This window comes from Candidatus Marinarcus aquaticus (assembly GCF_004116335.1).
GTDB classification, from domain to species: Bacteria; Campylobacterota; Campylobacteria; order Campylobacterales; family Arcobacteraceae; genus Marinarcus; species Marinarcus aquaticus.
This window is the reverse complement of sequence record NZ_PDKN01000001.1, coordinates 381,553-395,471: the sequence shown is the minus strand read 5'-3', so window position 1 is coordinate 395,471 and position 13,919 is coordinate 381,553. Positions and strand designations below refer to the sequence as shown.

The following is a 13,919-nucleotide window of genomic DNA, read 5'->3' as shown; positions in this document are numbered from 1 at the left end:
TAATGCAATATTTTGGAACATTTCATACAAAATATGAAGAGGTTTTTTTAACATCAAGTTACCTCTACTTTAATCAAGACGATGAAGAGATTACTGCAAATGATTTAAAGCAGATGCTCAAAACCAATAAAACAAGAAAGAAACACATTGCGGGTACTGTTTTTTTCTACAATCCCGTGGTCACTCCTGTAGGGTATGATTCAAACGCTTTTTTACTGTATCAAGATTTTGATGCATGGGATGAGATGGTCGAAGTCAAAATTGAAAATGCCATCACCGTATTTAAAAATGCCATCACTGGGTGTGAAGGAAAAATTGTAGAGATTCGAAATCTTTTTAATCTTAATGAAAAAAACATCGATGCTTCACAACTGTTAATGAAATTTAATGATGATTTAGAGAAGTATTACTCAACGCTTAACACTGAGTTTGAACGAGACATCATGTACCTTGATGCGCAAAACCTTATTCCAAGTGGCAAGTTTGTCTTTTTTGCATGGGGAGATAAAATCAACTCTAAAGAGTTCCCTTATATCTTTGACTACGCAAAAGCACTCTATGAAAACAGCGTTAAACTGGGAAAAAAAGTTGCTTTTGTTTATAAAAAAGAGAAGACTCAAGATTGGTCACAAGAGAGACTTCAATTTTCTAACCCCATAGAAAATCCAAAATATAAAAATGCCATCACACAAGCGATTAAAAACTCATTTTCAACTTTCCCACCCACCATCACCTCTTATGAATAAAAAATAACAAAAATGTTGACATTCATATTGTTTCTTTGCTAATATTAATAACAAATAAAAAGGAGCAATTATGAATGTATACGAATACGCTATGAAAGTTGAAAAAGATGGTGAGGCATACTACAGAGAATTAGCTTCTAAAGCTCCCAACAAGGGTTTGAAGAAGGTATTTACCCTTTTAGCAGATGCAGAAGTAAAACACTATAGAGTCTTTAAAAACATGCTTGATAAAGAGAATGTTGATGCTGATACTATGGATATTATGACAGATACAAAAACAATTTTTGAAACACTCAGTGAAGAACAACCAGATGCAAGCTTTCAAGCAGATGAAGTTGAGTATTATGAAGAGGCTATTAAACGAGAAGACGATGCTTATATCTTCTATTTAAATAAAGCCAATGAACTTGAAGATGAACAAGAAAGAATCATTTTCCTTAAAATTGCGCAAGAAGAGATGAAACACAAAGAGGTTCTAGAGAATATTCTTTCATTTATTCAAGCACCACAAAACTGGGTAGGAAGCGCCGAGTTTTAAAGTAAAAAGGATTTCCCTTTTTACTTCTTTTATATTTTCCCTCTTAACATTCCATACTGCGTCATTGGTTTTAATAAATAGGCTTTCATAATCCACCAGATATATCGCTCTTGCGTTGGGTCTAATGGAAATGACGGTGTGGGTTTCATGCTCCAATCAAACTCTGCAAGCATTACTTTACCAATATCTGTAATGATAGGACAAACCGTATAACCATCATACTCAGCTGTCAACTCTTTATTTGCAATAGCTGCAAGTAGGTTTTCTGCAACAACTTTATACTGTTTTCGAACACTTCCTCCTGTTTTTCCTAAAGCCACAGCTGCAATATCACCTAACGCAAAAATGTTACTGTATTTAACATGTTGCAGTGTTTTTTGATTCACTGGAACCCAACCATTGCTTGATCCAATCGGAGAATTTCCAATCTCAGGTGCAGCAATCATTGGTGGTGTGAAATGTAAAAAGTCATAAGGAACTTCAACTTTTTCATGTTTTGTTACCATCTCATACTCTTCTAAGTCTTCATCATACGCACCCTTTTCGTCCCAAAACTTATCAAAAATGGCAACTTTGTTTTGTAGGTCAATCTCTTGTAAGTTGTGTTTTAAATTCCACTTCATGTTTCGAGCTTTATACTGTTTAATGATGGCATCTTCATACTCTTTAACCACAAACATTTTCCCTGAATTGGCATAAAAAGTTAAATCTGCATTTTTTCTAACACCTGCTTCATTGAGTCTGGAGTTCATTAAATACATGATTTTTTTAGGTGCTCCCCCACACTTAATGGCCGTATGAGGGTGTGTAAACACTGCATTGATCTGTTTACCCTGTTTGGCTTGTTCAATGCTTGCTTGCATGTTTTTCCAAGTTTGAACAGCTGTATTGATATTGTAAACCGTACTTGCACCTGAACCTTCCAAATGTTGAATAAGTTTCTCATTCTCTTCAAGCGTGTACATATCACCTAAAGCTTCTAAACCTTTAATTTGAGAAAAGTCCAGTTTCACACCTGCTGATACCACCAAGAAGTCATACGAAATAACCTGTTTATTTTTGGTAATGACTTGATTATTATCAGGGAAAAATTCCATTACTTTATCTTGAATAAACTCAACATCTCGTGGTATGAAATCTTGTGTACGATACATCACATCTTTTTTCTCATATAACCCTGTCCCTATAAAGGTATTTCCTGCTTGATACGATACAGAATTTGCATTGGGTTCTATAATAGTGATATCTAATGCATCTGAAGCAGCTTTAAGTCGTGCAGCCGTTGAAACACCAGCTAAACCTCCTCCTACAATCACAATTTTGACTTTTATACCAGAAGCATTGAGTTGTGTATTGGCACTGCTTGACGTGGTTGCTAACAGACCAGACATTGCAAGCATTTTAATCGCATCTCGTCTTGATAAGCCCTCTTTTTGTAAAGCATCTTCAAACAGTTCAAAACTCTTTTTCAATTTTTCACTCATACATGCTCCTTACTCTCTTTATAGAATATGATAATATATTTTTAATTAATATTATAAAAAGCTATTTTGTTTGTTCGTTATAGTAGTTTTTTAATGAGTCTAAAGGAGAATCACCTTCTAAGTAGCCAATCATATTATCAATAGGGATACCTAATCCAGGGTGAGAACTTAGTTCTTTGATATTGGAGTAAACAATTGAGAATTGAAAAGAGTTTTCTGTTTGCTTTCTGGCTAAAAGAATATAATTCTCTTTTTTATTGTCCAAGTAGATTTTTGCATTAACAATCAGTTCTGCAGAGAGATAAGCAATCGATGCATAAGCGTGAAATACCAATACTATTTTTTCAATAGGAAAACTTTCCGTTACTACATCTTTATATCGTTTTTCAATGTTTAATAGTTTATCATAAGTTAATAACGCTTGAGTCTCTTCATCAGATATCTCTTTCCACATATCTAAAAAAGCTAACTTTAATTGTCCAACCGTATTAATTTTTTCCATCTAAGCAAAACCTCGAAATTTGTTACCGTAGAGTATATTATTTTTAGTTAAAGAGTCATTAATCTCAAAGAAAAATCTTGAATTTATTACATTTCCAATGCTTCAAACAAAATATCATACAACTTTGCGGGAGTGGTACTGTTTTTTTGTGCAATCTCTTTTAAATTGGTATTGGGAGTATCTATAACAATACCCTTTTCTTTAAACACTTGGATAACCTCTTTTACATCATAACCCATACGTTTAGAGAATTGACGTAAAGAAGAGAGCTCAGCATGTCCATATGGTGGGCGTCCTAAAGTATCTGCCCAATAGTGTTTAACATTTTTTTCTAGCTGCAATACGTATGAAAATGGCACGCTGACAAACAAAGTACCTATAAGAAAACATGCCGTTATTGCTAAGGCAACTATGTTGGGTTTGCTAAAAAAAATAAACTCTTTGTATTTATTTTTCATATACGAAAACATGGGTTTTATGTTGTAAGCAATATGAAACACGGTTGTAAAAACAAACAACACCATAAAAGTAACGTGAAGATCTCCAAACTGCTCTTTGTCTAAACCAAACATGCTCCAGTTTGACCAGTATGCCACGCGCCCTTCCGGTGCAATAAAAAGCATGACTCCAGTGTATGTCATCATCAACATACACCAAAGCATCAACAGTGATATAAATTTTTTCATCACGCTTAACTGTTCGCTATATAGTCATATTTTAAACAATGTTCACATTTCATAATATCATCATACTCAATAGTGTCAAGTTTAAACTCTTTAAAAACAGAATCTATGACACTAATAGCATCTGCATCAGCAGAGTAGACAATCGATTTGGTACCAATATTTCCACATACAATTTTTTCTGTTTGTTCAAGTACTTGCGTAATATTTTTTTCCCAATATTTTATCAATTCACGGTTATCTTCAAGTTCTTCATACTTTTCATCCCATTGTAAACACAATTCAGGAAGCAATCCACATGTTTTTCTATCATTAAAATCAATTGTAATTCCTAACAGTTTCATCACATCCTCCTTTTATTTAACTTCTTATAGTTATTATATCCTATAAATAGATTTTAAACAACTACATCAAAGCAAGTTCTTGAATTATTTTTTTCACCTCTGCATCAGTAAAATAGATATTGTTATGCAGTTTTGTATGGATTTGTTTTAAATATTCTGTTTTAAGTTGAGCCAAGTTTTGAGTTTCGTTATTACTGTTTTGTTCTAAAAAATGACGCATCTCTTTTTTAAAGCTCAATACAATTTCATGTTTTTTATCTTCGGCACTTTTGGTTTGTTGCACATTTTTACTTTTAAATAAAAATAACAAAATCACAAAAGTCAATATAAGTAAAATTATCAATATACTGTTTTCCATACGTGCTCCTTCTTTTTATTTTTCCACAAAAGTTCTTTATGGTGCATAAAATCAAATAAACTATTTATATTTTTTATTTAAGACAATTTTTATCCTATTTTGATAAAATTTTTTTACATCTTTCAAAATGATGACAAACTTTTGTAAATAATTTAATATAAAAAGTTTCTCCTTAGCTTTTTGTTTACTGAATTATGGGCACATTACAAAGGTCGTCTTCTCCTACTTAATAAAAAAGAAGGGACACAATAACATTGTCCCTTTTTTTATGCTTTTACTCAAAAAATAAAAAATTTAGAAAAAAATAATATTATTATTAAGTTTTTAAATAATATAATGGTATAATATTTAATTGATAGAAACAAAAGGTTTGTTCTGTATAATGTTGAACAAACAATTTATTTTCCAGTAGGAACAGAAATGAATATAAAAGTGATGATAGTTGATGACAGTTCAACAATGAGAAGAATCATTTCAAGTGTTGTAAAACAGATTGGAATTGATGAAGATTATATTGGATTAGCAGTTGACGGAATGGATGCTTTAGGACAATTAAAGTCAACAAAGTATGATTTGGTATTAACAGACTGGAATATGCCAAAAATGAATGGGTTGCAGTTAGTTAAAAACTTACGAACACTTCCTAGATACGCAAACACACCTATTTTAATGATTACAACTGAAGGTGGTAAATCAGAAGTTGTTACTGCTTTAAAAAGCGGTGTAAACAACTACATTGTTAAACCTTTTAGTGCAGAGACACTTAAAGCAAAACTAGAGCCACTGATTAAAGACATGAAAAAATAAAAAGAGAGTTGCCTCTCTTTTTTACTCTACTTGACCGGTTATAAATCCTTCAAGCGCCTTTTCATTTATAACACCCACAAACTTTTGAAGCATAAAACCTTCCGGTGAAAAAACAAATGACTCTGGAATCTTTTGCACATTTCCAAACATTTTTGCAGCAATAAAGTTATTCTCTCCTACAGTTACAGGGAACTTAATATTGTACTCTTTTATAAATGCTTTTAACTCCTCCATATCTTTATTTCGCTCATACAAAACTGCAACGATTTCAAACTTATCAGGATACTTTGCATAGAGTTCATTAAAAGTAGGGATCTCTTTAATACAAGGTGGACACCACGTAGCAAAAAAGTTTACAAGCACCACTTTTCCTTTTAAGTCATCCGAGATTAAAATCTTATTATCCAGATTTAAACGAATACTTTTCCCTTCAACCGTTCTTAAAGTCAAAGGTTCCAGTCGTTCCTGTTTGTTTGGACTTTTTTGTACGACTTGTGCCTGTTTGGTTTCGCTCTCACACCCTGCCATTAAAATAACAAAAAATGCAAGGAACAGTGACACTAAAACTTTTTTCATATTTTTCTCCTACTTATAAATTTCATTTTCCAACAACATTTTAAATGCTGGATAACTTAATGTTTCAAGCTCTTTTCCATTGACAAAAATAGTAGGAGTTCCTCGAACACCTAATGTATTTGCATCTTCAATATCTAGCTGCATGATGGTTTCACAAGTGTCGTTATTCATGTCTGCTTTTAATTGTTCTAAATTCAACCCATCCACATTGACCAATGCACTCCAAATAAGATGCAATTGTGGATTATTGTGATTTGCCCATTGTGGTTGAGAATCAAACACCGCTTGCAGAGTCTCTTTATATTTTCCTTGTACTCGTGCGGCTTCTAAAATACGCACCACATACGCTGAATTTCTATGATTTGGTAAATATCGGACCACGAACTTAATTTCATCACCATAATCATATAACACTTTATTCACAACTGAAGAGAACATCGCACACGACTCACACTCAGGATCTAAAAACTCCACCACAGTAATATTTTTTTCATTTTTTCCTAAACTCATAGAGTGCTCTCGTACATACGGAACTGCATTGGGATCAGTAACGGCTAACTCCTCTTTTTTATCAGATTTAACTTTATTATACGCCAATGTGGCTGCAACAAAAATAGCTATGGCAGAAACCAAAGCAAAAATAACTACACTTTTATTTTTCATTTTTTAAAACTCCTTTATAAGATAAAATCAGTGTGATAATAATGACACCATAAGCCATTAATGATAAAAATGGAATGGTAATAAAACCAAACCAATCAATATATCGTGTTGAACAAGGCACGCCTTGAATACAAGGTACAATTTTTTCTGGAATAATTCCAAACATTAATAAGTTGTGATATACAGAAAAAGCAAAGCCAGTAAAAGCCACTGGAAATGCATATTTAAAAAGCGTATCATCTGGATAAAGCAAATTAACTAAAAAAATCAAAACCAATGGATACATAAAAATACGTTGATACCAACACATACTGCAAGGGATAAACTCCATGACTTCACTGAAAAAAAGGCTTCCCAGTGTTGCAATCAAAGAAATAAAAAACATGAATAACACTGCCCGCAGGGGTAAAATTTTAGATGAAGTACTCAAACATCTCCTTTATTTTTTCATGATTGTAGCAAATTCGTGTGTATTTATTGTGCACTTAGACGCAATTCATTGTTCTTTTGATCAATCAATAGTTTCAACAAAAGCTGATAATTTTTGCTTCGAATTTGTTCAAAGAGTTGGTGTCTGTACGCAATCTTTGTGGATTTCAACACTGTCTTTGCAAACTTTTTATTCGCCATTTCAAGTTTTTTTTTACTGGAAAAACTCACCTTTGCTTTGATTGCAAAAATCAAAAAATCACTCATATAAGTCTGCATAAAAAGTACCAGTTCACAAATCATATCCAAAGCATCCTCATGCTTTTTATAATGGGTTTCATCCCCCGTTTTCTCTTTGGTCAATTGTGCAAAGAGTCTATTAAAAGCATCCATTAAATATGAGTGTTCTTTTTTAGCATGAGCCATTTTAAGCAATAAACAGCAATCCCAAATTGCAGTGATAAACTCTTTTGCATGATTAATTAAGTTACGCTCTAAGAAAATATAATTATCTTGTTCATTACCATTAAAAGATGCTTTTTCAACAAACGTTGTATTAAGACCGTCAGAAGAGGTCATGTATTTAATTTGTTCTAAAAATGCTAAACTGTTTGCAGAAAAAACGGATTCTTTGTAGATTTCAAAAAGTGTTTTTTCATCAGTAAAGTTATCTAAAGAATCATTTACATCACCGATATTAAAGCTCATTTGTATCTCTTTGAGATACTCTTTGGCTTTAAGCAATTCGTGATTTTCATGACCTGAAGTCATAAAATACACAGTGTCAAAATCTTTTGCCGTAAAATCTTTTTTCAATACAATGCCTTTAGGTTTGTCTGTATTGTATAAAATTTACGCTTTATTATCATCTAAATTAAAAGTAATAATAAACTCTGCACCACTGTATGTCGTATTTTCAAACTCAAATTCAGAGTTTTTCACTTCAATATTGGCACCCATGTGTCGTGTTAATATCTCTTCAACCATATATAGCCCAATTCCTGTACCTTGTGCTTTATGTTTAGTCGTAAAATAGGGTTCAAAAATTCGGTTTTGTATTGCTTCATCAATACCCCCTGCACTGTCATGAATAGAGATGATTAATAAGTTGTTTTGTACTTCAACATTAATAATAATAATTTTCTCACGCTTATCTTGTAAGGCATCTTTGGCATTATTTAAAATATTAATCAATACTTGAATAAGTTCATTTTCTAAAGTCTTTAACTCAACATCTTGAATGTGTTGAATCACACGAATACCTCTGCTTTTTAAATCAATGAGTTGAAAGGTTTTATCAAAAACTTCACGAATTTGCACTCGTGTTTTCTCTTTATCGGGTCTGAAGTAGTTTCTAAAATCATCAATCGTAGTTGAAAGGTATCGTACATGTTTTAAAATTGCATCATATGCTTTAATCTCATCGTCTTGATTACTGATATTAAGTTCTTTTTGTACTTTCATACCACTTGCCACGGATGAGATCAAACTCAATGGTTGTCTCCATTGATGCGCAATATTTGCAAGCATCTCTCCCATGGCTGCCATTTTGGCTTGTTGATACAGAAGTTTATCTTTGGCTTTATTTTCATTGATTCCTTTGATGATTTGTTGTTTATACTCAAAAAAAGAGTTTCTTAAAATCTTAGAGATATAAATCGTAATCAGAATTAAAATCGCCGTTAAAACCAAACTAACAAAAAAGATTTTTTTCATGTATTGTTTGTTTTTTTCAATAAGCTCATTCTCTTTTTGTTGCAGCAACAATTGTAACTCTTTATCATAAAACCCTGCAGCAATCGCCCAGTCCCACTCTTGTAACCCTTTTACAAAAGTCGTTTTCATAGCTGGTTTACCTGTTTGTGGCATGATCGTACCAAAATAGCGAACATACCCTTCCCCTTCTTTGGCCGTATTGATGATAAGTTGGGTGATTTTATTGCCATATTTATCAGTGAGTGCCATTCTATTTTTCCCTACATACTCTTGTTTAATATGTGCCAAATAGATGCCATTATATTCAATAATAAAAAGATAATTGTTGTCATTTTGTCGTTTATTATGGATATATTTATGCAGAATCTTCTCTTTTAATTCATTGGTAAAATCATCAATATACTCTCCTGCTCCAATGGCAAAATCTAAAGGCTTAAAAGTTTTATAAAAACTGATTTTTTTAAAAATTTGTTCTTTATTATCAGGTTTATACCAGTAATATGAGTCAAATCGCTCTTCATTGTTTTTAATTGTTTTAGCAATGGTTTGTACAAACTCATACCCTTTGGGGTCTTTAAAGTGCAGAAAATTTTGCCCTTCAAATTGTGGATGAATGGGTTGTAAAATCTTAACACCACTGACATGATCAATAAAGATATAACCACGTCCATCATTAAAGCGTATGTTTCGCAGAGCATCTTTGATGATTTTGAGCACATGCTCTTGTCCTTCATGTTTATGTTGCGCATAGAGATTTTCGACAATGGCATACGCCTCATACACTTTCTGTTTTATTTGCTCTTTAAGGCGTTGTTCAATACTGTTTTTTTCATTAATGATATCTTGGTAGGCTGTTTCAACATGATTTTTTACAATAATTTTTTGGGTATGTATAAAATCTTTTTGGGCTTTTTTAACCTCTTGTTCAAAGTGAATTTGATTTTGGCCATAAATTAAAATATTAATAATAACTGCAATAATCGAAATAAAAATAAGGGGTGAAAATTTAATAAAATTCAGCAGTTTAGTCTCATTCTCTTTTAACAAAGCTATCCTTTAAAAAATAATTATATCATTGATTTTGTAAAACTTTACATAGCTTTTACATAATAACGCTCATAAATCATTTCACGCCCGTTAAAAAGATATACTCTTTACCGTTTAAATAGGTTCGGTACTTTTTTTGTTGCAAATATTTTTTACAAAAATAGATGTCTTTTATCAACAGACTCATGTCACTGAATTCATAATTGGGCATTTTTGCTCCATAAATCATTGCACCATCACTCCAACGACAATTGGGAAAACCCAAAATTATGGCACCATTTTTTTGAAGATAGTTTTGAATTAAAGACATAAAGACCTCTTTAAAATTAATGCTGGTGCTTTGCAAAGTTCCTACAGAGATAATCAAATCAAAATGCCCCAAAGCAAGCTCATCTAAAGTATTGATGTCATGTGCATAAAAATGCATATTGGGTTGAAAAAATTTTGTTTGGGCTTTTTGTATGGCACTTTGGCAATAATCAATACCTACAAGTTCTATATGTGAACTCTCTTTTACGATATTTAAAATCACTTCAAACTCATCGCCTTGATTGATACCCAAATTTAAAATTCGTACTCGTTGTTTGACTTTAGCTAAATGTAAGGCATGTTTATAGGCCAATAAAAAAGAGCTCTCTTCATTTTTATGGATGTTTGAAAACTCAGAAGTGTCTCCATACTTTTGCTCTACATCGACCGTTTGCTGATGAAAACTTTTATTCATATCCAGTTTTTTAAATGTTAAACACACCAAAGTTTCATTCACTTTTACAGGAGTTTGCATACTGCAAAACAGCGCTTGTGCCAAATTCATCCAGTTGTGATAATTTCTGTAAATATAGACTTCAGTGTTGATTGTAACACTTTGTCCACTGTAGACTCCCACATATAAATCTGGGTTAAGTACTTCAAAACTGAATGTTTCATGAACACTTAAGTGGCGCAACTGTGCTTCTAATGTGGTGGTAATCTCATAAAGTGTTTGCGTTGTAAATCTTCTCATAACAGAAGTATAGTGCACTCTTGATTAAACTCTTTTACAGATAGTTTAGATACCATTATGTTCCAAATCAAAAAAAAGGAATACGATGGGCTTTACAGCACACACAAAAGAGGAGTTATCTCAACTCAATCTCAGTACCGATAAAACCTATACGATTCAATACCAAAACCGTGATTACTTCAACGGTGAAGAGAGCATAGAGATTGCAACCAATGCCAAACTGATCATCGAAGGCAACGAATATATTTTTATGATTACAGACCCTTATGGCATGGACAGATACATCAAAGAGGTACGTGTCATTAAATAACCTATTCTCTTTTAAAGCATAAATTGTTACAATGTCTCATCGAAAAGAGGCTCTGTAATGATTTTTAAAAATGAACAACACATACTCAAACTGATCAAATATGTACCCTCAGCATTTATTATTCTGCTTTCAATCATTATCATTTCAACTCTTTATTTTCAGAATAATGTCGTTTTTCAACAAGAAAAAGCCAAACTCAAATCTCAATACATTGAAAAAAATAAACAAGTTATTCAAGAGCAAGTCAACTCTGTATTTGAGTTTATAAAACGTGAACGACGCAACACAGAAAAAGATTTAAAAGAGTCATTGCATGAAGCATTACACAACGCTCATGCAGTAGCAATGGCTATTTATAATGAAAACCGACACCGAAGTGAAGATGATGTTAAAAAGCTCATTAAAGAGGCCATACGCCCAATTACTTTTAACAGTGGTAGAGGTTACTTTTTTATCTATGAAAAATCAGGAAAAAATGTCCTTTTACCCTACTCGCCTCATCTTGAAGGAAGAAACCTACTTAATCATCAAGATGCCAAGGGTTCATATATCATTCAAGATGTCATTAAAAAACTTGCACACCAAGATGAACTCTTTTATGAGTGGTATTGGTTTAAACCCAATGATAAAAGCGAACAAAAAAGAAAAGTGGGATACTACAAAAACTTCAAACCTTTTAACTGGTTTATTGGTACGGGTGAATACATAGAAGATTTTGAACAAGAGATTCAAAAACGTCTTTTAGAACACATCCAAGCCATACGTTTTGGTAAAAATGGGTATATTTTTGTATTAAATTATGACAGCACCTATTTAAGTCATATACGACCCTATTTTATTGGAAAGTCTGCTGCAGAAAATAAAGATGTGGTTGATGTTGATAATGTAATCAATGATCTCATTGAAATTGCCAAACAAGGTTCAGGATTTTATACCTATATTCAAACCAAAAAAATCAATAACGATAAACCTATTGAGAAAATCAGTTTTGTCAAAGGATTATCCGATTGGCAATGGATGATCGGTACAGGCTTTTATACCGATGATTTAAATATTGAAATAGAGAATAAAAAAGCGCTTTTAGATAAAGAGTTTAAAAACAATATCCGTAATATCACTCAACTGTGTTTACTCGTTACAATTATTCTTTTAATGCTCTCTTTTTACTTTTCAAAGATGTTACAGGCCAAATTTAAAAACTACACCAATGAGATACAACTGCACTTAGAAGAGAATCAAAATCAACAAACATTGCTTTCTCAACAATCAAAAATGGCTGCTATGGGAGAGATGATAGGAAACATTGCACACCAATGGAGGCAACCTCTTTCAACTATCACCACCTCTGCAACAGGCATGCAAATACAACAAGAGTTAAAAATCTTAACCAATGAAAGTATTTTAGAAGGTCTTAGTACCATTAATAAATCGGCACAATACCTTTCAACCACCATTGATGATTTTAGAAACTTTTTTAAAGTCAATAAAGAGAAGAACCATTTTAATGTTTGCACTTGCATTGAACAAGCCATTTCATTGGTCTGGGTACAATTTAAAAATAAAGAGATACATATCATCCAAGATGTAGAGTGTATAGAAATATATAACTTCCAAAATGAGCTCATACAAGTCATTATCAACCTTTTAAATAATGCACGCGATGAACTGATTAAAAAACACAGCTCTTTTAATAAACTCATTTTCATTACGCTCAAAGAAGAGAATAACGAGGCCGTTTTAGGTATTCAAGACAATGCAGGAGGCATACCTGAAGCGATCATTGGGCGTATTTTTGAGCCCTATTTTACCACCAAACACAAATCACAAGGTACGGGAATTGGGCTTTATATGTGTCAGGAAATCATTCAAAAAAATATGGAAGGCGAAATAAAAGTATCAAATAGAACCTATCTTTATAACCATCAAGAGCACCAAGGTGCTTATTTTGAGATTCGACTTCCACTTGGAAATAAAAACAGTTAAATATAATTAATTTTCTTATCTAATATTTATTTAACTTTAAGAAATGTATAATAGAAACAAATAATACAAAGGCTTTGCCATGATTAATATAAACAACAGTGCAGCCGCACAAGAGATAAATGCCTATAAAAAGAATGCTTCCATAAAAGCAGACCAATATGACCGAGATGTTCCGAAAAAAAGTATTAAAGATACCGTTGAAGATTCTGCATTTAATGTGACGTTGTCCATGAATGCACAAATTATTCTGTACACCATCAACGCATCGGATATGTCTAAAGGAAACAGCCTTGTACAAGGTGCCATTTCACAAAACAACCGAGAAGTGCTTGATTTTCTCTCAGGCAATACCACACAAAGTGGTATGAGCTTATCCAATATTGGTTATGAAGGGAAACCCATCACAGAACTAACCACGGATGAAGCGAATGAATTAATCAGTGAGGATGGTTTTTTTGGGGTAACTCAAACATCTGACCGAGTAGCCAACTTCGTCTTCTCATTTTCAGGCGATGATATCGAACTGCTACAAAAAGGTCGTGAAGGGATTGTTCAAGGCTTTGAAGAGGCCAAAAAGCTCTTTGGCGGAACTTTGCCAGAGATTTCTTACCAAACACAAGAACGTACTCTTCAACTCATTGATGAAAAAATAGCCTCACTAACGAATTAAAAAGTAACACTTTGAAAGAGTTTTTTAATTAAAACTCTTTGAATAAACCTTATACATAAA

17 protein-coding genes are annotated in these 13,919 nt (G+C 32.5%); 6 read left to right on the top strand and 11 right to left on the bottom strand.

Features of this window, described 5'->3' with window-relative positions; translation table 11 throughout:
• Positions 1–2: 2 nt before the first annotated feature.
• Positions 3–746 carry a hypothetical protein gene (locus CRV04_RS02030; protein WP_128994950.1) on the top strand — a complete coding sequence of 248 codons (744 nt, stop codon included), beginning with the start codon at positions 3–5 and terminating at the stop codon, positions 744–746.
• Between the two features lie 70 nt (positions 747–816).
• On the top strand, positions 817–1,284 hold the full coding sequence (locus CRV04_RS02025; protein WP_128994949.1) for a ferritin-like domain-containing protein: 468 nt from the start codon (positions 817–819) through the stop codon (positions 1,282–1,284).
• A gap of 29 nt (positions 1,285–1,313) precedes the next feature.
• On the opposite strand, the gene CRV04_RS02020 is transcribed toward CRV04_RS02025, so the two are convergent.
• The 5 genes from CRV04_RS02020 to CRV04_RS02000 all read right to left on the bottom strand — a co-directional run bounded on the left by CRV04_RS02020 (position 1,314) and on the right by CRV04_RS02000 (position 4,655).
• Positions 1,314–2,768, bottom strand: coding sequence for an NAD(P)/FAD-dependent oxidoreductase (locus CRV04_RS02020; RefSeq protein ID WP_128994948.1), 1,455 nt, complete (start codon positions 2,766–2,768; stop codon positions 1,314–1,316).
• 61 nt (positions 2,769–2,829) lie between these two features.
• A complete protein-coding gene (locus CRV04_RS02015) occupies positions 2,830–3,270 on the bottom strand; it encodes a hypothetical protein (RefSeq protein ID WP_128994947.1) in 441 nt (146 codons plus the stop codon).
• An 86-nt stretch (positions 3,271–3,356) separates the two neighbouring features.
• Complete coding sequence (locus CRV04_RS02010) at positions 3,357–3,956, bottom strand: DUF4405 domain-containing protein (RefSeq protein ID WP_128994946.1); 600 nt, start codon at positions 3,954–3,956, stop codon at positions 3,357–3,359.
• A gap of 5 nt (positions 3,957–3,961) precedes the next feature.
• Complete coding sequence (locus CRV04_RS02005) at positions 3,962–4,297, bottom strand: hypothetical protein (protein WP_128994945.1); 336 nt, start codon at positions 4,295–4,297, stop codon at positions 3,962–3,964.
• 61 nt (positions 4,298–4,358) lie between these two features.
• A complete protein-coding gene (locus CRV04_RS02000; protein ID WP_128994944.1) occupies positions 4,359–4,655 on the bottom strand; it encodes a hypothetical protein in 297 nt (98 codons plus the stop codon).
• A 426-nt stretch (positions 4,656–5,081) separates the two neighbouring features.
• On the opposite strand from CRV04_RS02000, the gene CRV04_RS01995 reads away from it, so the two are divergent.
• On the top strand, positions 5,082–5,462 hold the full coding sequence (locus CRV04_RS01995; protein WP_164969104.1) for a response regulator: 381 nt from the start codon (positions 5,082–5,084) through the stop codon (positions 5,460–5,462).
• Between the two features lie 21 nt (positions 5,463–5,483).
• On the opposite strand, the gene CRV04_RS01990 is transcribed toward CRV04_RS01995, so the two are convergent.
• From CRV04_RS01990 to CRV04_RS01965, 6 genes are all read right to left on the bottom strand, one after another.
• Positions 5,484–6,038 (bottom strand): TlpA family protein disulfide reductase, encoded by a 555-nt coding sequence (locus CRV04_RS01990; protein ID WP_128994942.1) that lies wholly within the window; start codon positions 6,036–6,038, stop codon positions 5,484–5,486.
• A 9-nt stretch (positions 6,039–6,047) separates the two neighbouring features.
• Complete coding sequence (locus CRV04_RS01985) at positions 6,048–6,701, bottom strand: DsbA family protein (protein WP_128994941.1); 654 nt, start codon at positions 6,699–6,701, stop codon at positions 6,048–6,050.
• A complete protein-coding gene (locus CRV04_RS01980; RefSeq protein ID WP_228126437.1) occupies positions 6,691–7,131 on the bottom strand; it encodes a disulfide oxidoreductase in 441 nt (146 codons plus the stop codon). The genes CRV04_RS01985 and CRV04_RS01980 overlap by 11 nt, the downstream gene beginning before the upstream one ends.
• 44 nt (positions 7,132–7,175) lie before the next feature.
• Positions 7,176–7,946, bottom strand: a complete 771-nt coding sequence (locus CRV04_RS01975; RefSeq protein ID WP_128994940.1) for a hypothetical protein — start codon at positions 7,944–7,946, stop codon at positions 7,176–7,178.
• 36 nt (positions 7,947–7,982) lie between these two features.
• Positions 7,983–9,893: a sensor histidine kinase gene (locus tag CRV04_RS01970; RefSeq protein ID WP_128994939.1), complete on the bottom strand. Its 1,911-nt coding sequence runs from the start codon at positions 9,891–9,893 to the stop codon at positions 7,983–7,985.
• 76 nt (positions 9,894–9,969) lie between these two features.
• The gene (locus CRV04_RS01965; RefSeq protein ID WP_128994938.1) at positions 9,970–10,896 is read right to left on the bottom strand and encodes a class I SAM-dependent methyltransferase; all 927 of its coding nucleotides are present in this window, start codon (positions 10,894–10,896) and stop codon (positions 9,970–9,972) included.
• Between the two features lie 85 nt (positions 10,897–10,981).
• Between CRV04_RS01965 and CRV04_RS01960 the strand changes: the two genes are divergently transcribed.
• The 3 genes from CRV04_RS01960 (at position 10,982) to CRV04_RS01950 (ending at position 13,859) form a co-directional block, all read left to right on the top strand.
• Positions 10,982–11,206, top strand: coding sequence for a hypothetical protein (locus CRV04_RS01960; RefSeq protein ID WP_128994937.1), 225 nt, complete (start codon positions 10,982–10,984; stop codon positions 11,204–11,206).
• Between the two features lie 57 nt (positions 11,207–11,263).
• A complete protein-coding gene (locus tag CRV04_RS01955; RefSeq protein ID WP_128994936.1) occupies positions 11,264–13,189 on the top strand; it encodes a sensor histidine kinase in 1,926 nt (641 codons plus the stop codon).
• Positions 13,190–13,268: 79 nt separating this feature from the next.
• On the top strand, positions 13,269–13,859 hold the full coding sequence (locus tag CRV04_RS01950; RefSeq protein WP_228126436.1) for a hydrogenase-4 component G: 591 nt from the start codon (positions 13,269–13,271) through the stop codon (positions 13,857–13,859).
• The last annotated feature ends 60 nt before the right edge of the window (positions 13,860–13,919 follow it).